This window comes from Niallia circulans, from assembly GCF_007273535.1.
GTDB lineage: Bacteria > Bacillota > Bacilli > Bacillales > Cytobacillaceae > Niallia > Niallia circulans_B.
In genome coordinates, this window is the sequence record NZ_RIBP01000001.1 from 884,630 (window position 1) to 904,220 (window position 19,591).

At 37.6% G+C, this 19,591-nt stretch carries 18 protein-coding genes and 3 riboswitches; of the genes, 2 read left to right on the forward strand and 16 right to left on the reverse strand.

The features are described 5' to 3' along the window. Positions 1–141: 141 nt before the first annotated feature. The 9 genes from CEQ21_RS05210 to CEQ21_RS05250 all read right to left on the reverse strand — a co-directional run bounded on the left by CEQ21_RS05210 (position 142) and on the right by CEQ21_RS05250 (position 8,889). Positions 142–957, reverse strand: coding sequence for a uroporphyrinogen-III synthase (locus CEQ21_RS05210; RefSeq protein ID WP_185763561.1), 816 nt, complete (start codon positions 955–957; stop codon positions 142–144). Between the two features lie 192 nt (positions 958–1,149). Further along, positions 1,150–1,587 carry a YfmQ family protein gene (locus tag CEQ21_RS05215; protein WP_185763562.1) on the reverse strand — a complete coding sequence of 146 codons (438 nt, stop codon included), beginning with the start codon at positions 1,585–1,587 and terminating at the stop codon, positions 1,150–1,152. A gap of 121 nt (positions 1,588–1,708) precedes the next feature. Next, positions 1,709–2,095: a hypothetical protein gene (locus tag CEQ21_RS05220; protein WP_185763563.1), complete on the reverse strand. Its 387-nt coding sequence runs from the start codon at positions 2,093–2,095 to the stop codon at positions 1,709–1,711. A 164-nt stretch (positions 2,096–2,259) separates the two neighbouring features. After that, on the reverse strand, positions 2,260–3,027 hold the full coding sequence (locus CEQ21_RS05225; RefSeq protein WP_185763564.1) for a 3-oxoacyl-ACP reductase: 768 nt from the start codon (positions 3,025–3,027) through the stop codon (positions 2,260–2,262). A gap of 14 nt (positions 3,028–3,041) precedes the next feature. After that, the gene (locus tag CEQ21_RS05230; protein WP_185763565.1) at positions 3,042–4,502 is read right to left on the reverse strand and encodes an acyl-CoA reductase; all 1,461 of its coding nucleotides are present in this window, start codon (positions 4,500–4,502) and stop codon (positions 3,042–3,044) included. Next, on the reverse strand, positions 4,499–5,635 hold the full coding sequence (locus CEQ21_RS05235) for a LuxE/PaaK family acyltransferase (protein ID WP_185763566.1): 1,137 nt from the start codon (positions 5,633–5,635) through the stop codon (positions 4,499–4,501). Before CEQ21_RS05235 ends, CEQ21_RS05230 begins: the two co-directional genes overlap by 4 nt. Beyond that, a complete protein-coding gene (locus CEQ21_RS05240; RefSeq protein WP_185763567.1) occupies positions 5,632–6,954 on the reverse strand; it encodes a solute carrier family 23 protein in 1,323 nt (440 codons plus the stop codon). Before CEQ21_RS05240 ends, CEQ21_RS05235 begins: the two co-directional genes overlap by 4 nt. 35 nt (positions 6,955–6,989) lie before the next feature. Continuing rightward, positions 6,990–7,499, reverse strand: coding sequence for an energy coupling factor transporter S component ThiW (thiW, locus tag CEQ21_RS05245; protein ID WP_185763568.1), 510 nt, complete (start codon positions 7,497–7,499; stop codon positions 6,990–6,992). A 58-nt stretch (positions 7,500–7,557) separates the two neighbouring features. Beyond that, positions 7,558–7,662: riboswitch (TPP riboswitch) on the reverse strand. A gap of 77 nt (positions 7,663–7,739) precedes the next feature. Next, a riboswitch (TPP riboswitch) is annotated at positions 7,740–7,847 on the reverse strand. A gap of 160 nt (positions 7,848–8,007) precedes the next feature. Next, a complete protein-coding gene (locus CEQ21_RS05250) occupies positions 8,008–8,889 on the reverse strand; it encodes an aldose 1-epimerase family protein (RefSeq protein WP_185763569.1) in 882 nt (293 codons plus the stop codon). A 480-nt stretch (positions 8,890–9,369) separates the two neighbouring features. Here CEQ21_RS05250 and CEQ21_RS05255 point away from each other — a divergent pair, with 480 nt between their 5' ends. Continuing rightward, complete coding sequence (locus tag CEQ21_RS05255) at positions 9,370–10,509, forward strand: PP2C family protein-serine/threonine phosphatase (RefSeq protein WP_185763570.1); 1,140 nt, start codon at positions 9,370–9,372, stop codon at positions 10,507–10,509. A 16-nt stretch (positions 10,510–10,525) separates the two neighbouring features. Here CEQ21_RS05255 and CEQ21_RS05260 read toward each other — a convergent pair whose 3' ends face one another. The 3 genes from CEQ21_RS05260 to CEQ21_RS05270 all read right to left on the reverse strand — a co-directional run bounded on the left by CEQ21_RS05260 (position 10,526) and on the right by CEQ21_RS05270 (position 14,941). Then, positions 10,526–11,347, reverse strand: a complete 822-nt coding sequence (locus CEQ21_RS05260) for a CheR family methyltransferase (protein ID WP_185763571.1) — start codon at positions 11,345–11,347, stop codon at positions 10,526–10,528. A 43-nt stretch (positions 11,348–11,390) separates the two neighbouring features. Further along, positions 11,391–14,156 (reverse strand): hybrid sensor histidine kinase/response regulator, encoded by a 2,766-nt coding sequence (locus CEQ21_RS05265; protein ID WP_185763572.1) that lies wholly within the window; start codon positions 14,154–14,156, stop codon positions 11,391–11,393. A gap of 197 nt (positions 14,157–14,353) precedes the next feature. Continuing rightward, complete coding sequence (locus CEQ21_RS05270) at positions 14,354–14,941, reverse strand: NAD(P)H-dependent oxidoreductase (RefSeq protein ID WP_185763573.1); 588 nt, start codon at positions 14,939–14,941, stop codon at positions 14,354–14,356. 256 nt (positions 14,942–15,197) lie between these two features. Between CEQ21_RS05270 and CEQ21_RS05275 the strand changes: the two genes are divergently transcribed. Beyond that, positions 15,198–15,677 carry a hypothetical protein gene (locus CEQ21_RS05275; protein WP_185763574.1) on the forward strand — a complete coding sequence of 160 codons (480 nt, stop codon included), beginning with the start codon at positions 15,198–15,200 and terminating at the stop codon, positions 15,675–15,677. A 139-nt stretch (positions 15,678–15,816) separates the two neighbouring features. Here the strand turns inward: CEQ21_RS05275 and CEQ21_RS05280 are convergent, their stop codons facing one another. The 4 genes from CEQ21_RS05280 to CEQ21_RS05295 form a co-directional block, all read right to left on the reverse strand. Next, positions 15,817–16,284: a C40 family peptidase gene (locus CEQ21_RS05280; protein WP_185763575.1), complete on the reverse strand. Its 468-nt coding sequence runs from the start codon at positions 16,282–16,284 to the stop codon at positions 15,817–15,819. A 249-nt stretch (positions 16,285–16,533) separates the two neighbouring features. Next, positions 16,534–17,364 (reverse strand): methyl-accepting chemotaxis protein, encoded by an 831-nt coding sequence (locus CEQ21_RS27375; RefSeq protein WP_185763576.1) that lies wholly within the window; start codon positions 17,362–17,364, stop codon positions 16,534–16,536. A gap of 133 nt (positions 17,365–17,497) precedes the next feature. Next, a riboswitch (cyclic di-GMP riboswitch) is annotated at positions 17,498–17,579 on the reverse strand. A 239-nt stretch (positions 17,580–17,818) separates the two neighbouring features. Then, positions 17,819–18,244 carry a PH domain-containing protein gene (locus CEQ21_RS05290; protein WP_185763577.1) on the reverse strand — a complete coding sequence of 142 codons (426 nt, stop codon included), beginning with the start codon at positions 18,242–18,244 and terminating at the stop codon, positions 17,819–17,821. 66 nt (positions 18,245–18,310) lie between these two features. Beyond that, positions 18,311–19,402, reverse strand: a complete 1,092-nt coding sequence (locus CEQ21_RS05295) for a low temperature requirement protein A (RefSeq protein ID WP_185763578.1) — start codon at positions 19,400–19,402, stop codon at positions 18,311–18,313. Between the last annotated feature and the right edge of the window lie 189 nt (positions 19,403–19,591).

Sequence of the window (19,591 nt, forward strand, 5' to 3'; positions counted from 1 at the left end):
CTTATACTTACAACTATTATAATATTGAACAACCATTTTTCCAATGATTATTTATAGAAATTTCCTATAAATCACATTATTCTATTCTAAAAAAATAAGGTATCGGTTTTAGTAGCACCGATACCTCCATCTATTTATAATTTATACTCTACTTTTTTCAACATAACGAGAAAGCTCAATGATCATCGCACCCATACGCTCAAGCTCTGGCACAACAATTCGGTCAATCCCTTCCTCTGATAAAGCCTCTGCCGTCACTTTTCCGACTGCAACTGCTAGTGTATTGCTTTGAAATGCATGCAAAATTTCTGACGTTATTCCCTTTTCTTTAGCAAATGTAAATAAGGATCTTGCTTGAATGGCGCTTGTAAAGCAAACCGCATCCACTTTCTCTTCTTTGATTTCGTCAAATAGTGTTTGAACAGCATCCCATTCTGGAGCAATATGCTGATAAGGCAGGATAGTTTGAACACTTGCTCCTTTGCCCTCTAAAAACTCAATCAGCTTAGGAGCTGTTTCACCATGTAGCTGTACAAGCACTCTTTTCCCAGCAAAATCAACGTCTTCAAGAGCACGTATCAGCCCTCTCGTTGAGCCATCTTCATCCAATACATCTGGTTCAATGTTTATTTTTTTGAGGAAGTTTTTCGTTTTATATCCTCTTATTGCCACATTTGCGTTGTGTATTTGCTTAAGGTAGGCTGCTTTTACTCCAAGTTTATCAGCGATGTTCACTAATGTTTCTGTTCCGATTCCTGTCGTAAAGATTACCCAGTCCGCACCTTCCTCCACAAACTTAATTAGTTCTGGCTCAACCTCCTTCTCTGCCAAAAACACCGTGCCTTGCAGTGAACGAACAACCGGAATACCTCCTTGATTCTCTATCAATTTGCTGATTTCATCTGTTTTGCGAGAAGCTCCAATTGCAACGCGTTTTCCTTCTAAGCCTTTACCCATTCTGTTACCTCATTTCATAACACATAATTGTTTAGTCTGTTACTTTTCTTCACATATACCTTCTATTATACTAGCAGACCGTCTTAAATTGGTAATATATTATGCAATATTCTATTAATTTTGAAGTTAAAGTAGTACAAAAAAAAGCCATATAGTGTCACACTATAATGGCTCTTCTGTTCATTATATTTATTAAGCTTTGTTCATTTTGTCGAGATCAAGCTCAAATGGGTATGTGCTATATACGACGATTTTGTTTTTATATTGCTTTACGACATCTATTCTGTCCTTATAACTCGAAAGCAGCAGCTTCCACTCTTTTTTGCCTGTTTTCGTATGAATTGTTAGAGAATAATCGGCATTTTCCGGATGTAGATAGCTGTCTTCACTTCCTGGGTACAGGCTGTATTTTTCTCTGACAATCGCTTGATTAAAATGGCTTAAAATATCGGCTTTCGTATCACCTTCGATTTTTTTGCCATTGAATACAATATCTGTATGATCATTAGAAAGCTTCATATGCAACTTATACTTTCCAAGCAGCCACTCCACAGCGCCTGTTGGCAAGCATGTCATTAAAACCTTAACAATACAAAATAGAACTAATGCTATGATGGAAATCCAAGTCATAAATGCTCACTCCAATATTAAAATCACATCATGATAATTATATCACATTCCTATCATACTGGATTTCCTACAAAAGTTAACCATCCAATTAAGGTATTTATTGACCATCCAATTTCGCATACTATTCCTTTGTATTAATTACCCAATAATGGGTGCTGCTTGTGTCAATCACTTCTGAACTATAATTCGCTTCCCTTTGATCATCTGTTAGGAAGTATGTATAAAGAATATAACCTTGTGTAGCAATTTCCTTTAAGTTCGTTGTTCTGCCTATCGTCACAAATGGACTGCTTTGTTCCTCAGCGTGTCTTGCTGCAAATTCTGTTACTAATTCATCTTTTTCATTAATATAGGCGAACACCTCCATTGGATTAGCTCCTTTTGGTAATCTCACCTTCTCTTTTGCAAAGAAATACAGTGTATCATTAAGGATCGTTGTAGCAAAGTTAGATCTTTTTAATGTTTGGTTTAAATCCTCTATCGTCTCTTCATCCATTTTAAGTATCATAATAGCCCCTCTTTCTTTTAAGTGCAGTTTGAATGTAAGTTAATTATATAATAGCACTAACTATTACAAAAGCTTCTCTACTGCTCTAGTTCATTTAAGGGAAATCGTTTCAATGCCAGTTAAAGCTTTACCAACTAAGAAAAAGTCCAATATTGAAGAATCGCTCATTTCATCACTAACCCGCCATCTACATATATGCACTGTCCTGTAATAAATGCAGCAAGGTCAGACGCTAAAAACAAAGCACTGCCTGCGATATCCTCTGGTTTCGCCAAACGGCCCATTGGTGTCATGTGAATGATTGATTCTCTGACAGATTCCTGTGTTTCTGCACTGGAGTCTGTTGGATATGTCAGTCCAGGGGCAATGGCATTGACTGTTATCCCGAAAACCCCTAGCTCTTTTGCCAAGTTTCTAGTGAAGCCTAACAGCGCCATTTTCGAGGTTGTATAGTCATGATATGGTATAACAGGAAATTCCATTAAATTACTAACAATGTTAATAATTCTCCCGTGTGTTTGCTCTTTCATATAAGGCATTACTGCTTTGCAAACATTAAAGGCTCCGTGTACATTACCCTCCCACTGGCTGTTGTAATCCTCCCAACTGATATCCCACGCTGTTTTTCTTGTTTTCGGGTTAAAGGTGTAGTGACTTAGCGCATTATTGACAACAACATCAATTGTGCCAAACGAATCACCAATTTGAGCCATCATATCGGCAACCTGATCCTCTATTTGAACATCTGCTTGAATGGCTGCTGCCTGTCCGCCCTTGGCCTCAATTTCCTCTACCACTGAATTAGCGAGAGTCTTATTTTTCAAATAGTTTATAATGACAAATGCACCCTCTGCGGCAAACTTCTTCGCAATTGCAGCGCCAATGCCTCTGCTTGCACCAGTTACCAGCACGACTTTTTCCTGAAGATTCATAAAGACACATCCCTTTACTCGACATCATCGTCGTATTTTTCCATTTCGTATTCAAGGTCTCTTTCCATATCGACCAAGCGGACAAGCTCAATAAGATTAAAGCCGCCGTCATGATGCCAGCCTGGTTTTGCTCGATTCATTTCACCAAGCGGACAAAAACGATTAACACCAACAGCACCTAACAAGCTTGTAATAGCAAACAATCTGGCCGGTTCGACAGCCAACCCGCACGACTGCAGGTATGCCTCATAAGCTTGAAGAATATCTGCTGCTTCCTCCAGCTTGTCGATTGCATATACATGAACAGTACGATTTAAAGGGGTTCCGCTAAAAGCCGTTTCTTCCTGATAAATAACTGTCCAAGCCGTATCATCATTACTGCTGTAGACCGCTACCTTATCTGAACTTAAGCTGTTAAGTTGATATTGATTGCGAATGTTTTGAATGGCCATTGCCTCTTCACCTGTTAATTTTGCTCTCGGTCTTTTTAAATGATAACGTTCAAGCTCTCCAGCCAATCCTTGGGCGAATTGCTTCGGACTTAGCGCTCCGTTTTTTTCGACATAGACTACTTGGGGAGAAAGGCAGCTTTGCTGGTCGTAAACAGACACATCCTCTGCCACCTTATGCAGTGTTTTAGCAAAATGATCAGCTGCTAATGCTTCCTTGCCAATCAACGCTATACTTATCTTATGTCCATATGACAGCAGCTTCTTATGGACAGGGGTTCTTTTCCTGATTGCCTCTACTGTTTGATTAGAACCATACACAATAACTGCATCGCCCCAATCAATGGCAGTCTGCTCCAGCTCCACTGTTCCCCCCTTCCACGGAATAACTGCCATAGATTCAGCTAAAGTTTCGTCCACTTCTTTCAGTGACTGCAGAAATAATACAGGTAAAAGCGGCTCTGCTAACGAGGTTTTTCCGATTGCTGCTGACTTCAGCAAAAGCCCCATCACTAAACTCCATAGCTGCACACCTGGCACATTTCCGGAAAAGATATGGAAGATCGTGCTTGGCCCAAAGGCCCGGCTCATTCCGCCTGATTTTCTTGGCCGAAATTCATCTAGTATTGCAGGCTGATCAAATTCTTCATCAAGAAAACGAAGGAGCTCTTTCCTGCGGAATGTTCGCATATATTTTTTCAGCTCAAGCCGTACCATCTCGCTATCATAGCCAGTGATTGCAGGCACAAGGGATTCCGCCAGTTGTCTTAATCGATAATCAGGCTTCAGCCACAGCTGGATGGCTTTATTGATTTTAGTCACTATTTCACTTGTGGAAAGGGTTGCTAAATAAACCCTTCTATTCTCCTTAACTGCTGTACCTATTTCCTGAAGCTCCTGTTTCTCGATAACAGGAAATCTTAATAGATAAGTTACTCCGTTAACAGAGATGGATTTTTCCTCGAAGTTGTTTAGTTTAATAGACTTAGGCAAATAAAAGGCATCAACGTTTACAGGATTAGTCACGAGAACGTTGCACCACCTAAAGCTGACTGCATCATCTGATCAACAGCGATCGAGCAGCCTCTTGCTTCCGAGCCTTTTATCCTGCCAAGCAGCTGAAAGCCGTTGTCTGTTTGTACCCCTTCATCCTGTGTCAAAATTGCCAGACATGAATTCCAGTTCGCTAAATCAAAATGTGCAATGACACCTTTTGTGCCTTTCTCTACAGGCGTTAAGGTTTCGGGATCAAGTATGACTGTTCTCACCCAGGCAGGGCCTGTTTTATCATAAATCACTTCACCTTTAAAGCTTGACAGTATCGTCTGGTCATAAAGCTGAGAGCTGAGTTCTGTCATACCATACATATTGATGCATTTCGAACGGCTGACATGGAAAAACGCTTGGAACTGCTGGTACAGCTCCTCCATATCTACTTCACGGGATTGCCCTTTAAATCCGCCTGTATCAAATATCCTGCTTCCTTCTGCAAGCTGAAAGTGCAGCTTCTCCGCCTGTAAATAATCAAGGATATGAACATAGGCAAATGTTGCGCCAATCAACAGAACTGGTTCTTGGTTTTGCTCACATTTCTCAAGCTCTATCATCAGTCCTGCCATGTCTAACCCGTTTTCTTTAAATAAAAACTTGCTGTTTTCTGTACCGAAGTTGGCTACTGCTTTTGATAAATACCTTGAAAGAGAAGAGTTTTTATGCAAATCGTCTGCAGGTGAAAGAACTAGCATTGTCAGCTTCTCTACATCTGGCATAACAAATTGTTTAAATGGATATTTCATGGAAGTATCCCAAACACGTAATGTTGGATGATAATTCCGCCCCTTTTGTTCAGGATTTGTTGTTCCACTTGTCATAAACACTGCTTCTGTCTCATCTGCCGGTTCACAGGATAATGTCAGCTCCTTATATCCTTGAATCGGCATTGGCGGAATTTGTAACCAATGCTTAACAGTGAGCGGTGTCCTCTTCTTTGTCTGACAATACTTTTTATATGGTAAGTTATACTGAAATTGATAGTTAAATAGCTGTAGTGACAGTGTATTAAAATCTTGTTCATATCCTTCCAGTTCTTGAACCCCCTCTTTATATGTATCCATAAATGTGAGAATATTATTTGTTATTGCCATAGCGCTCTCCTTCATTTCCCTGTCCCCTTTCTTAACCAATTTGGGATATTAACAAGCAATAGCTGTAAAGTGATTGAACTGAATGCTCCAATTAGAATGGTATTAGAAAGGAACGTTCCTGTAGCACCAGTCAGTCCTGTTGCAAAGCTCGGCAATGAAATTGCGAGCAATATCGATAATCCAATAATCATATAGTTGCGATCATTTTGGTCTACCTTTGCTAATAACGAAATTCCGGTAAATATTAACGTTGCAGCAGCAGGCAGAAAAATCCCGCCCACAACTGGACTCGGTGTTAAGGCAAGCAACGCTCCAGCTTTCGGCACAAAACCAAGGATAAGAAAGATAACTCCGGCAATCATCACTGGATATCTTGAACCAACACCTGTTAGACGCAAAAGCCCGACGTTTTGAGCGTAAGCAGTCGTTGGAAAGCCGCCAATCAGCGAGGAAAGCATGGAACCAGCCGATTCACCAGCAAAGCCATTTCTTATTCGCTTCGTATCTATTTCTGTTTTTAATATCGTGGACGATGCTTGATAAACACCCATTGCTTCAATAACTGCCACAATATAAGCAACAAAAAATGTGATAAATGTCGTCCATTCAAACTCAAGTCCTCCATAAGGAAGAAATGTCGGAAGCCCGAACCACGGCTTTTCTGCTATCATCGAATAATCTGCTTTTCCGAGAAAAATTGCGATAATGTCACCAACAACTAATGCAATAAGAAAAGAAAATGATTTCAAATACCGTTTTCCAAAAATCGATAAAAGCAGCACGATACATGCCGTCGGAATCGACATCATTAATACCGCCGGACTGGCAAATCCAGTGTCGCCTGGTGCTCCACCAAGGAATTCTGATAGTGTAAAGCCAGACAATGAAATTCCTACTAAAAAGATAACCGTTCCCGAAATCACCGGAGTAAATAGCACCTTTAATCTGCCAAGTAAACCAGTGATTGATAGAATAAACACGATTATCGCACTAACAAGGATAGCGCCGCTCGCAGCAGCAAGACCATTTGCTTTTCCAGCAGCTATCATTATCGAGTCAAACGCTGCTGACGGACCTTGAACGATTGGCAGCTTCACGAACTTGGCTGCTTGCAGCAATGTGACAAGCCCTGCTGCAATAAAAATCGAGTTTACTAGATTAGCCGATAGTGCAAATGGCAGTCCAATCATTGCTGCTACAAAGATAGGATCAAGCCAAACATTGGAAACAAAAACATGCTGTAATCCGTATAGAATGTTTTTGAAAGGCGGGAGCTTTTCTTCAAGCTCCACTGTTAATTGTTGCTCATCTGTTTTTGGTATTATTTCTGTCATTTTTTTCTCCTTTTATACAAGCAATAGCCTGCCTTTTATTTCTTAAGCCATCCTGCATTTGTTAGGACAACTAATTGTTTTTTTACAAATACACTTAGAATAATGAAGCCTAGCAACGCTCCAGCAATCGAGCTGAAAATAAACAGCGGAATGAATCCAAACAGCGTCGCTTTTTGTCCAAGCAGTAAGGCAGCGATTGGATATGCCAGCATTGCGCCAAGTACACCTGTACCAACAACCTCCCCAATAAATGCCATATACAACTTTCTTGTCTTCAAATATAGGAAGGATGCCAACAAGGCACCAACCATGCTTCCTGGGAATGCAAACAGAGAACCTGTTCCCATCATATTTCGTAACAGGGAGACACTAAATGCTTGGAGCACTGCATAATAAGGACCTAGCAGCACGGCTGAAAGTACATTAAGAAAATGCTGTATAGGAAAGACCTTTGTAAACCCTATCGGAATAAAAAACAGATTACTTGTCATTGTTCCAATTGCAACCATCATCGCTGTTAATGTGAGCTTCCTTGTTTTGTCCATAAAAAAATCCCTCCAGTAAAATAGCACCGAGGGAAAAGGGTAGCCAAAAAACACAGCTGTCTCCAAGTAAACACTTTCCTACGCTGGCATTATCCAGTTCAGGTCCAAAAGGGTCAAGACAAAAATGTCTACTCTCAGCCGATAGGCCCCCCCAGTGCAAAAATATTATTTAATTGTCATGCTCACCAGCATAAAAAAGCCAGATCTTTTAAAGACCTGGCTTAAATAGCAGTAAACACATCACTTCACTGACTACTTTCCTCCGCTGGCATCACCCAGATCAGGTCCAAAGGGTTAAAAAAATCATTTTTCTCTCAGCCCGTTTCCCGGGCACCCCTAGTAGTTAAAACATATGTAAAATTCAGATTAAGCATAAACCTAACTTGTGCTAATGTAAAGAGAATTTTTGAATGGAACTTAGTTCTGAAGAAAATTACTTAAGCAAAACCATATTAAATCGATAGCAGGGAAACTTGTTATTATAGAATGCCCGTTATGATCCACTCATTCAAATAAACCTTACTTCATATTCCGCTCGGAATGTCTCTCCTGTTTCCAGCTTATTCATGCCGAATTTTTCATTCAGTTTGCCTGTTGTGTTATATGTATCGGCAATTCCGTACCATGGCTCAATACAAACAAACGGAGCCATTTTTCCTTCTGGTTTAGAATAATTCGACCAAATTCCAACAAAAGGAAAATTCGTAAACTTTACTTCAACACCATGATTCGAAATATTTGACGCTAACTTGATAGAATCAATATGGCTGTATATTAAAGCATCTTTTTCAAATAGAGAGTCTTTAATTTGGATAGAATTAATATCAGTAGCGTTGCCTTTTTCATGAATAAGAGCATCCTTTAATTCATACTCTGTTACACTCTGGTTCTCTGCAGGCGTAAAATACAATGTATAGTCTGCAGCGGTTTCATTTTCTGTCAGCGGGACGTTAAAGGCAGGATGGGCACCGATAGAAAAGTACATTTCCTCGTTGTTTTCATTAACTATTTCCCAGCCCACAGCTAAAGAATCTTCTATTAACTTGTAATGAATCAATGCTGTAAACTCATAAGGATAGATTTCGAGGAAACGGCCATCCGATTTAACAACAAACGAAACAGCAGTGCTTGTCTGCTCAGCAACCTCAAAGGTTACATCACGTAAAAAACCGTGCTGCGACATTTCATACGTCTTTCCGTTCAGTTCGTATTTATCATCCTTTAGACGTCCGACAATTGGAAATAATACTGGCGAAACTCGTCCCCAATACGTTTTGTCACCTGTCCACATATAATCAAGCCCCGTTTTTTTATGATTTACTTTGCGTAGCTCTGCACCGCTGCTAGCGATTTCAACCTTAAGCAAATCATTTTCCATAACAATTTTCATGCTAATTCCCTCTTTTCTGAAGTGACTTTTTTATATGAAATACCCAATTATATAGCTACTAACCTAATTTAACATAATATTCCCGTTTTTTTATATAAAATATTTACAATTATTAGTGAGGTTTTACAATTTTAGTTTTATATTAAAATTTTTAATGTCAACCGATTTGAATCTATATTCTAAAGCATGAATAAATGTAAAACCCTTCTACTACAAAATTCCTTGTTTATATGACTTGACTAAGGATTTCTGAGAATACTATTATATAGATAAAAATAAGTAGGCCTTAATATATGTATTAACTTGTTAAGAGCTATCATCCATTACTATTGAAATTATAGCATGCAGCAGTTTTAATCTCCTTGAATTCTACTTAGAATACTAATAATAAAATTTGCTTTTTATGTTTATTATAGTTTTATTAAGGGTATTAAGAAATGTTGTATATAGAAAAACAGACAGTAAGTGAGGGGAGAATAATTGGGAATTCTGATTGTTGATGATAACGAAGCAAATTTATTCGTTATTGAAAAGTTGCTTCAGCGTGCCGGGTATATTGATTATCTGTCGTTTACTTCCGCACAGGATATGTTTAACTACTTATATTCAGATACCCCATACGTAATGGAGAGTCAGGTGGATGCTATCTTAATGGATATCATGATGCCTGAAATTGATGGGATTGAAGCATGCAAACAACTCCAGCAAGTGGAGCATTTAAAGGATATACCTGTTGTTTTCGTAACAGCTTTAGAGGATTCAAGTAAAGTAGTCGAGGCATTAGACGCAGGTGGAACGGATTATTTAATGAAACCGATTAACAAAACCGAGCTGCTTGCCAGACTTCGCGTTGCGATCCGCTTAAAATATGAAAAAGATTGGCATAAAAAGCAGGAGGAAAAAATTCGCAATGAGCTTGAGCTGTCTACACAAGTTCAAACAAGTGTACTAAGCCCGCCAATTTATAAAGAAAACCTACTAATAAAGGCATCCTATGTGCCTGCATTTCAACTGGCAGGCGATATGTATTTCTGGTATGAGATAAGTGATCATCGTTATGCCGCCATTCAGCTTGATATGATGGGACATGGAATTTCGGCCTCGCTTGTATGCATGTTTATTTCCTCGGTATTGCGTGATACTATTCAAACAAATCCTGATCCTGAGTATGTTATACAAGATTTAAACCGCCGCATGAGTATGCTTAATTCAAATCAGAAAATACCTTATTACTTTACAGCCATTTACTTAGTGTTAGATACGAATGAACGAACGATAGAATACATAAACGCCGGACATTTAGATGGCTATGCTTTAATTGATGATAATCAAATAGCGGAACTAAAAAGCAACACGACAGCTGTCGGTTTCTTTGATGATATAAAAACGAAAAAGAATGTTATTACTTACTCCGAATCTATACAGCTCATCCTTTGCACGGATGGTGTACATGAGGCTATTGATAAATATGGTCAAACAGGGATTGACTGTATTAAGAAAGCGGCTTCTTGCCGACTTGCCGAAGCAAAACTAGCGGAACCAATCGACTTAATTACAACGAAAGATCATCAAGATGGAGCCGCAGATGATATGTGTGTAGTTCTTATTCAAGCAAATTAATAAAAAAAGCAGTGTCCTAATACGGAACACTGCTTTTTTTGCGGAATAATTTCTCCTGCGTATTAAAATTTTCAAAGTAGACTGAATCACTGCGAATGGTCTCCTTGCTGCCTAATCCAAGAAACCCTCCTGCACTCAGACTTTCATTAAATAAGTTATATACTTGCTGCTGTAATTCCAAATTAAAGTAAATCAGCACATTACGGCAGATAATAACATGAAATTCATTAAATGACCTGTCCGTTACAAGATTATGCTGTGCAAACACGATGTTTTTTAGCAGCGTTTCATGTAATACCGCGCCATTGCTGTCTGCTGTGTAATATTCGGAGAAGGACCTTTTCCCGCCGGCGGCCAGATAGTTTTTCGTATAGGCCTGCATTTTCGGAAGTGGAATCACTCCTCCTGCAGCTTTTTCCAGCACAACATCATTCATGTCTGTGGCATAAATCTTCGTTTTGTGAGCCAAGCCCTCTTCTTCGAGCAGAATAGCCATGGAATATGCTTCCTCACCAGTAGAACAGCCTGCATGCCATACGCGGATTTCAGGCAGTTTCCTTAAAATAGGAACTACCTCTTCCCGAAATGCCTTGAAAAAGGATGGATCTCTGAACATTTCCGTAACATTTATGGAAAAGTCCCGCAGCAGCTTGTGCAGCACTTGTTCATCATAGATAATCTTTTCCGTTAGGGCAGTAATAGTAAGCAGTTTCTCTCTGCTTAAGCGATTCTGAACACGACGCATCAAGGAGGAACGCATATACTGCCTAAAGTCATAGCCAGTAAGTCTGTATACAGCTGTTAAAAGTAAGTCTAATTCAATTTCTTCTTTTTCCATACAATCAGTTCCTTAATTTTTTACTTGAGACTAGTAACCGAGTTTAGGAGAGCCATACACGCATTGCCGATAATAATTGATCCAATTTCAGCGGTTTACTGATATAATCCGATGCTCCTGCTTCAATACATTTATCTCTGTCACCCTTCATCGCTTTTGCTGTTAAAGCAATGATTGGAATGTCATTATTTGTGTCTAGCTTCCTAATTCGCTTGATTGTCTCATAGCCATCCATAACTGGCATCATAATATCCATTAAAACAATATCGAAATGCTCTAACTCTTTCATCTTCTCAAGACATTCAGCACCATTTTCAGCAGTAATAACATTCATACCTTCTTTATCTAGTGCGTTTTTTAATGCATAGATATTTCGGTAATCATCGTCAGCAACAATCACTGTTTTTCCTTGTAATACAGTTGATGGTGACTTTGTGATAGTTTCCTCTTCACTAACAGCCGCTTCATTCAGCTCTGTTTCCGCCAATTCTGTTCCAGTAGTTGGTACAGCTTGCTCTTCTGCTATGTTATCTATGCCGATTAAAGGAATTCCGCCTGGTAAATTAGGAATGTAAATTGTGAAGGTACTGCCTTCTCCTTCTTGACTTTCTACCTTGCACATACCGCCAAGCAGCTGAGAAAATTCTCTGGATATAGATAATCCCAGACCAGTTCCACCATACTTCCTCATTGTCGCTCCATCAACCTGCTGGAATGCTTCAAATATCATCATATGTTTATCTGCAGGAATTCCAATTCCTGTATCTGTAACAGACATTTTCACCCATATGTCTGCATAGTTAGAAAGCGGCAGCTGGGATACTTCCTTCGCATCTGCTTTATTAACAGTGATAGCTACTTTGCCTTCTTTTGTAAATTTGAATGCGTTCGACAATAGATTTTTCATGATTTGCTGTAGTCTTTGTTCGTCCGTGTAAATAATTGGCGGAACATCGTCAGCATAGTTAATATCGAAGTCTAACTCTTTGCTTTTTGCAATTTGCATAAAGTTACGCTTAAGCCTATCAACGAATTCACTTAAGTACACTTCTTCAAAGCTAATTTCCAGTTTCCCTGCTTCCACCTTGGAAAGGTCAAGAATATCATTAATTAAATTCAATAAATCATTACCAGAAGAATTAATAACCTTCGCAAATTCTTTTTGCTCTGGCGATAATTCTTCATCTTGGTCATCTGCAAGCATTTCTGAAAGCAGCAGGATGCTGTTAAGCGGTGTACGCAGCTCATGGGACATATTAGCCAAGAATTCAGATTTATATTTTGAGCTAAGCTGAAGCTGTTTCGCTTGGTCCTCAAGCTCTTCCTTAACAGTCACAAGTTCCTCTGTTTTAAACTCAGCATCATTCGTGCGCTCTTCGAGTTGTTCATTTATCATCCGCAGTTCTTCTGTCTGTGTTTGTAATTCTTCTGATTGGGCTTGTAATTCTTCTGACTGGGTTTGCAGCTCTTCTGTTTGCGCTTGCGATTCAAGCAATAAGCGCTCGACTTCCATTCTACCCAGAATATTCATTATTCCGATACCCAATGTTTCTAAAACATTTTCAACAAGCTTCTGATCGGCTTTAGTGAATTCGTGAATACTCGCTATCTCCATAACAGCGACAACATCGTCCTTCACTAATATTGGAGCAATCAGAACAGCTGTCGGCTTAACCTCTCCTAATCCAGTTGAGATTAAACGATAGTCTTCCGGAACATTATTTATAATAACCATTTTTTTGTCGTGCACAGTCTGACCAATAATGCCTTGACCAGAAGTAAATGTCTGTCTTCCAGTCTCTGTATCTGCATATGCAGCGACTTTCTTGAACACAGCCTCCTTACCTGTTTCATCCATAAGATAAAATGCACCAAAACTTGCTTTTGTAGCATTTACTACCTGCTTAATGAATTGTTCTGAAAGTGTGGTTATAGAAACGTGGCGGCCGTATAATTTGATGATTTCAGCAGAATTAGATTGTACCCAGTTTTGTTCGGAAATTTCTTCGACAAATTGTTTTTCCTTTGATGTGTAACTCTCAAGGGAAGCAGCCATTGTATTAAATGATCTTGCAATATCACCAATCTCATCATTTGTATCCAATTTAATTCGCGGAACTTCAGCCAAATTATTAAAGTCAACATCTTTAATGACATGGACGATGGAATTAATATTTCTTGTAGTACTTCTGATAACCCATAGCATGACAGAAACAATTAGGATAAGTGCAACGGAAACAACCGAAATTAGTGCGATAACAAGCTGCTTATATGTAGCATTTGCTTCACTTAAAGCGTCTCCCATTAACGATTCCTGATAATCTTTGAACTCATCAATTTTACTTAATAGCACTCTTCGATTATCTGCACCAGCATTATAAATGGCTCGAAGCTCTTGTGTGGAGCCATTATTATTGTACAAAGTTAAAATTTCTGTTTCCATTTTGGCAAAATCTGAGTAACCATTACCAACTTCTTTAATTAACGATTTTGCCTTATTTGTATTCAGTATTACTTCAAGATCAGCTATTTTCGTATTAAGAAGGGTGATATCCTCCGCTGACGAATCAGCAAATTCATTGTTAGATTCTTCACTTTTTCCGTTCATCAGGTTAAGCATATTACGGTCTTCCAAATAAATCTGCTGCCTGATTTCTGTAGCCTCATTCACCTTATGATAACGGTCTTGCACAATCTCCAGCATATTATCTTTAATGGATTGCATCATGATAAGAATGATTCCCATTAAGAGAACCATACATAAGACGGTCAATCCTAATCCAAAATATTGCTTCCTTTTGTATCCCACAACAGTTCCTTCTTTCTACTTGTCTATACTTCAACTATAGCAAACATTTTACTTGTTTACTAATTTGGAAAAATACAAATCTAATAGATTTTATATGTAGATATGCAAATTCAGCCTTACAACAAGAATTTAATTATAGCACAAAAACAATACATTTTGTTTCCTTTGCTTTCATTCGCTAATATGTAAAAATAATTTTAATTATGTATCATTTTAAAATAGTTATAAATCTTCTCCAACTTTTTCGGTTGGTTCCCTTTCGGACTTTCCATATTGCCAAATTCAAAAAATTTCACCTTTTTAATGCCGACAAAATTAAATAAGGCTCTTTTCATCAGTATTTTATGCGCATTGTTCAACCATAAAAACGGATAATTAGTTGGTCCCTTCATTGTAGACACACAAACAACAGATTTGCCTATTAATAAGCCTACTGGGAAAAGTCCTTTTTTATCTTTATAAGCAAAATTAGACGCAAATAATTGATCTATATATCCTAATAGCATCGCAGGAGGTCGTCCCCACCAAATCGGGTAAATAAAAACTAGTTTGTCTGCCCACTTAATTTGCTGTCTATATTTCTCGGTTGCGGGATCTGTATGCATATCACGTCTTCGCTTTTCCTCATTAAACACTAACAACGGATTAAATTCTTCTTCATATAAATCAAGGACCTGAACTTCTGTTATATGTCGATTTTCTTTGCTTCCTTTCAAAACGCTTTGCAGAAAATCATAATTTAGACTGTTATGATTTGGATATGTATAAACGACTAACATTTTCATGTGAATTACACTACCTTTATATGTTATTTAGAAAATCTTTTTCATTTATATTCTCTTATCCTCTAAAAAATCCTTCCTTTCTTCTGTTCATTGCTTGTATGGAAGCTACTTTCATACTTTTATTTATTTGGGATATCAATACAAAATTTTAGTTATCAAACGTTTATAAAAGAAAACATTTTGGCTCTGTCCTTTTTTTATTTAGTGGCATTATTTCAACGTCTGTTAAATAGCTTAAAAGCAGGAGGTGTTTCCATTGCTAAAAATCTTCAAAAAAAGGTGGATGCTCTTTGATCAAGCGGTCAGCCCTTATAAACCATATGTAACGGTTGATTATGGCGTCACTTCCGTTTCACCTAGAGATATCATTGGCTTAAGCCACACACCTAAAGAAATTAAAAATGACGAAAAAATGGCTGAACTGCGTAAATCAATTGAAACACAAGGCTGGGACAATGACAAATTGAAAGCAGATTTGCATTTGGTTCGTCTGCCTAATGGAAAGTACACCGCAATTGGTGAAGGAAATCATTTGTCATACCTTTCTGATCAATTAGATATCCCGAAAGTTCATGCTTTTGTTTCAATCCTTATTCCTGAGGAGTATATTCCTGAGAACATTAAAGCAGAGATGGCCGAATACTCCACTAAGGAATATTTATTTGAGAAAAGAGCATCAACATTGCTTTCATTAGCAAAATTTCTTAATTTACTTCCTAAGACAGGGAAGGATTAATTTAAGCTCTTTTTAGTTTATGTCCCCACAGAAATTCACTAATTTTACCCCTTACCATATTCCCAGTGAAACACACCAAAAAACAGAGCACCAAGGTGCTCTGTTCCTAATGTATAGGCATTGTTGCCGGTTTTTTAATTTAAATACGCTTTGCACTATAGTATGCTGATTTCCAGTAGCTATTATTTAAGCTAGTAATAGTAACACCTTTAGTGGAGTCTGCATGGATGAATTTATTGTCACCTATGTATATACCTACATGTGATGCGCCTTTTTTATATGTTTCGAAAAACACCATGTCTCCCTTTTTCAATTTGCTTTTAGAGACTTTTTGGCCTTTTTTATAAAGCTCAGTAGTTGTTCTTGGCAAGCTTTTACCTGCCTTTTTATAGGCATAGTTGACAAAACCTGAGCAATCAAATCCTGATTTTGTTGTTCCGCCCCATTTATATTTTGTCCCAATGACCTTTTTGCCTTCTTTAACTGCTTTATCTTTATATGAAGTAGAAGATGCAGCCTCTACCTTTCCTGAATCGATAGGAGAAGGAGCTAATACTCCTGCGAATATACTTAAACTTGCCAATCCTGCGATAATGGCCTTTTTCATATGATGGTAACCTCCAAAAATGTTGTGTTTTCCATTGGCTATGTATCTCGACGTTTTAACTATCTCAGTATATCAATATTTTCAGAAAAATATAGTTAATTCTCATTACACTTACATTAAGAAATATTACTAGTATTACAAAAAATGCTAGTTTTTGAAAAAATAGAGGAATATTAAGGAAAGAATTTTATTTTAATAGATTATATAAAAAAAACCGCCACTATTGGCGGTGAGAAAATACAATGCTAGTTACTTTCGATTATTTAATCCTTCGAACTCATTCATTTTTCCACAAATCTCAGTCTGTGTCGTTTTAACGACTTCTTGTGAGTTTTTCGTTACTTCACTTACTCTAGTTACTTCTTTCGCAATGTTTTCAATGTTATTATTTATTTTTTTAATAGCTTCTTCTACACTGCCGGCTAATTTTCGGACTTCCTTCGCAACAACATTAAAGCCTCGACCATGCTCACCAGCACGAGCAGCCTCAATCCCTGCATTCAGCGCCAATATATTTGTTTGTAAGGAAATATTTTGAATATTTTTAGACAAATGTCTGATTAATTCTGTTTGTTCCTGCAAAGAATGGATCGCAATCATATTTTCCTTTGCCGTTTCTGTGACAATCTCTCCTAAATCAAATGATAGATTCTTTAATAATGAAACAAGCTCTACTGTTTGATTTTCCCGTTCTGTAATATCTGTCGCTATCTTAAGAACATTTGTCACTTCTCCTTCGTCTGATAAGACAGGAATGTATGTTGCTTCAAGCCACAACAAGTTGCCTTGCTTACAAACTCGTTGAATTTTCTCCTGAAACTTTCGACCTTTTCTTAAATTAGCCCAAAGCTCTGCATATTCCTTGCTAGCTTGCAATTCCTCCGTACAAAATTGTTTATGCAACATATCCGTTACTACATGAACAGTATAACCAAGTGTTTTTGCAAAATTTTCATTTGCCCAAATGACCCTTCCGTTCAAATCAAATTCAACGATAGCCAAATTCGACTCTAATGCAGCTAAAACAGCATTTGCTTCTAATACTTGCGTACTTATGTTAACTCCAGCAGTTGTGTTCAAGTTTCTTCTTCCTTCTTCTATATATTAGGATACTCTTTCTATCCTTAAATATCTCCATATCTAACAACGACCAATTCAAAGTGCAACTGATGATATATACATTCATATTAAATTACTAAATTATAAACATCCCTCTGGTAACCCAGCTATCAAAGGAAAAGACATGATCTGTGGTTTTGCGTCCCTACCTCTCGATAGGTTTACCTTTTTGTTGAAATACTTTATCCAGGATATAATTTATAACGGCAGAAAAAGGAGAAGTTTTAGTAGGAAAATATGACTAAATTTTAGCTTGTTAAAGGATGAAAATATTGTTAGGTAGAAACCTAAGAATAAAGGGCAACATGCACATTGTCTTACATTATTTACTATTAGAAGCAATTTAAACGGAAAACAACAAAAAAAACGACCTATTATGCGAATATTTATATTACAATCGCATAATAGTTCATTCTTATTCTCTGTATTCTATATGTGGCCAGCTTTTACAAAGCACTGCAATAAATCCATCTCTGTCAACAGGTGAAATTAGGACTGAGTTATATTTACCATAAAAAATCTCAACCCGTTTTAATGACAATGCGGGACTTGAGAATGGATTGTTTGTTTTTTTGACATACTTTATAGCATGGAGTGGAATGGTTGATTGGAAGGGGCCGTACTTAATAATCAAATCTTCTTTATTCAAGAAATAGTAAGTAGTAAACCACATCCAAAGCATAAATAATGGAACAGTAATCGCACCAATAAGAACAATAAAAAAGATAAGCAAACTCGCAGGTTTTACCATGAGTCCGTATATGCCACTACCCAATGCTAACAGTGCTGCTCCCCAAATGATAAGTGTAAGCCACCAGTCTTTTTTCGAATTAAATCTCAAAACCGATCACCTCTTATTAACAAAGCTATGCTGTTCTTTTCTATGTATACCGATTCCTTTTTTCTATTAAGTCGTAGTCAACTTAGCATACACAATAAAAAAGATTGTCATCTCTCCGACTATAACAATTGAAGGAACTGGGACAAGTAAATTAAAGATAAAAAATACGCCGAGAATCCCTAAAAATATTCCCAAATGATATATTTTCAGACGATGGTGCACATGTCTATACTGATGGAATACAAAAGTAGTTGCAAAAAAATAAAGTAACACGGAACCAAAAATAAAAAACAAGCTGAAGAAATAGTCTACTTCATGTAAAACCATAAGTCTGATTGATGCAGCTACGGCACTTAATGACATTAAGATAAACAGATGCCCATAGATTATTGTCTGCCCGGCGGTTTGAATTGATTTATCTACCTTCTTCTCGACATTATCGAAGTATTGCCACCACATTGCGATGATCAATACAAATGATATAACTGCAAAGCCTATCGAGTGCAGGTCGCCTTGTGTAGGCTGAATAACGGCCAGTGTACTCACAAGAGATTCGCCAAAAAGAATAATCGTAAATAAGCCAAAACGCTCAAGCAAATGGGCGGTATTTGTTGGGACTTTGACTAAGTATTTTCTACCTAAGATTGGCACGATAATATCTATCAGAATACCTAGGTACAGAATAAAATAGCGAATCCACGAATCGAAGAAAAGCGAAATTAATGAGATGATAATTCCAATCCAAAAGTACTTTCCTAAGTAGGCAGCTGCTTGCTTCCGAGCCCCCTCTTCTATTCGCTGCACAACAAGGTACTGAATAGCGGTTACTGTTCTTAAGCCAATATAACCAATTAGGAAGGTAAGATAATATGCATCAAAATCAACATTTAAACTGGAGGTCATGACTAGTGCAAAAAACATTTGCAGAATTAAAAACAGCCGCTGATGAAACAAATCCTGTCCAAAGCGGTTAACAAACATGGTTTGGCCTACCCATGCCCACCAAACTGGTACAAAAATCAACACAAATTTAAATAAATATTCGGTATGGATGTGTCCGTCTTCAACATGTAACAATACATGTGTGGCAACTGCGACAGACGCTACAAATAATAAATCATAAAAAAGCTCTAACCAAGTTACTTTCTTTTCAAACACCTTTTTATTCCTCCTATTTCCCCTCTTATTCGCAATCTCTTTATTTTTTTACTCAATATTCAGAACACTCTAGTGACAGTAATGGTGAAATAATCTCGAAATAAAGGTATTGATTTTAGGTTTAGATAACTTTGATTACCCCTCCCTTTATCACTATTATTACATGGTTGAAATGAATGCCTGATATAA

Coding starts and splice junctions, on each gene's coding strand:
- CEQ21_RS05210 (WP_185763561.1), bottom strand. CDS start 957: ATGGGTAAAGGCTTAGAAGGAAAACGCGTTGCAATTGGAGCTTCTCGC.
- CEQ21_RS05215 (WP_185763562.1), bottom strand. CDS start 1,587: ATGACTTGGATTTCCATCATAGCATTAGTTCTATTTTGTATTGTTAAG.
- CEQ21_RS05220 (WP_185763563.1), bottom strand. CDS start 2,095: ATGATACTTAAAATGGATGAAGAGACGATAGAGGATTTAAACCAAACA.
- CEQ21_RS05225 (WP_185763564.1), bottom strand. CDS start 3,027: ATGAATCTTCAGGAAAAAGTCGTGCTGGTAACTGGTGCAAGCAGAGGC.
- CEQ21_RS05235 (WP_185763566.1), bottom strand. CDS start 5,635: ATGAAGGAGAGCGCTATGGCAATAACAAATAATATTCTCACATTTATG.
- CEQ21_RS05240 (WP_185763567.1), bottom strand. CDS start 6,954: ATGACAGAAATAATACCAAAAACAGATGAGCAACAATTAACAGTGGAG.
- thiW (WP_185763568.1), bottom strand. CDS start 7,499: ATGGACAAAACAAGGAAGCTCACATTAACAGCGATGATGGTTGCAATT.
- CEQ21_RS05250 (WP_185763569.1), bottom strand. CDS start 8,889: ATGAAAATTGTTATGGAAAATGATTTGCTTAAGGTTGAAATCGCTAGC.
- CEQ21_RS05260 (WP_185763571.1), bottom strand. CDS start 11,347: ATGGAAAAAGAAGAAATTGAATTAGACTTACTTTTAACAGCTGTATAC.
- CEQ21_RS05270 (WP_185763573.1), bottom strand. CDS start 14,941: ATGAAAATGTTAGTCGTTTATACATATCCAAATCATAACAGTCTAAAT.
- CEQ21_RS05280 (WP_185763575.1), bottom strand. CDS start 16,284: ATGAAAAAGGCCATTATCGCAGGATTGGCAAGTTTAAGTATATTCGCA.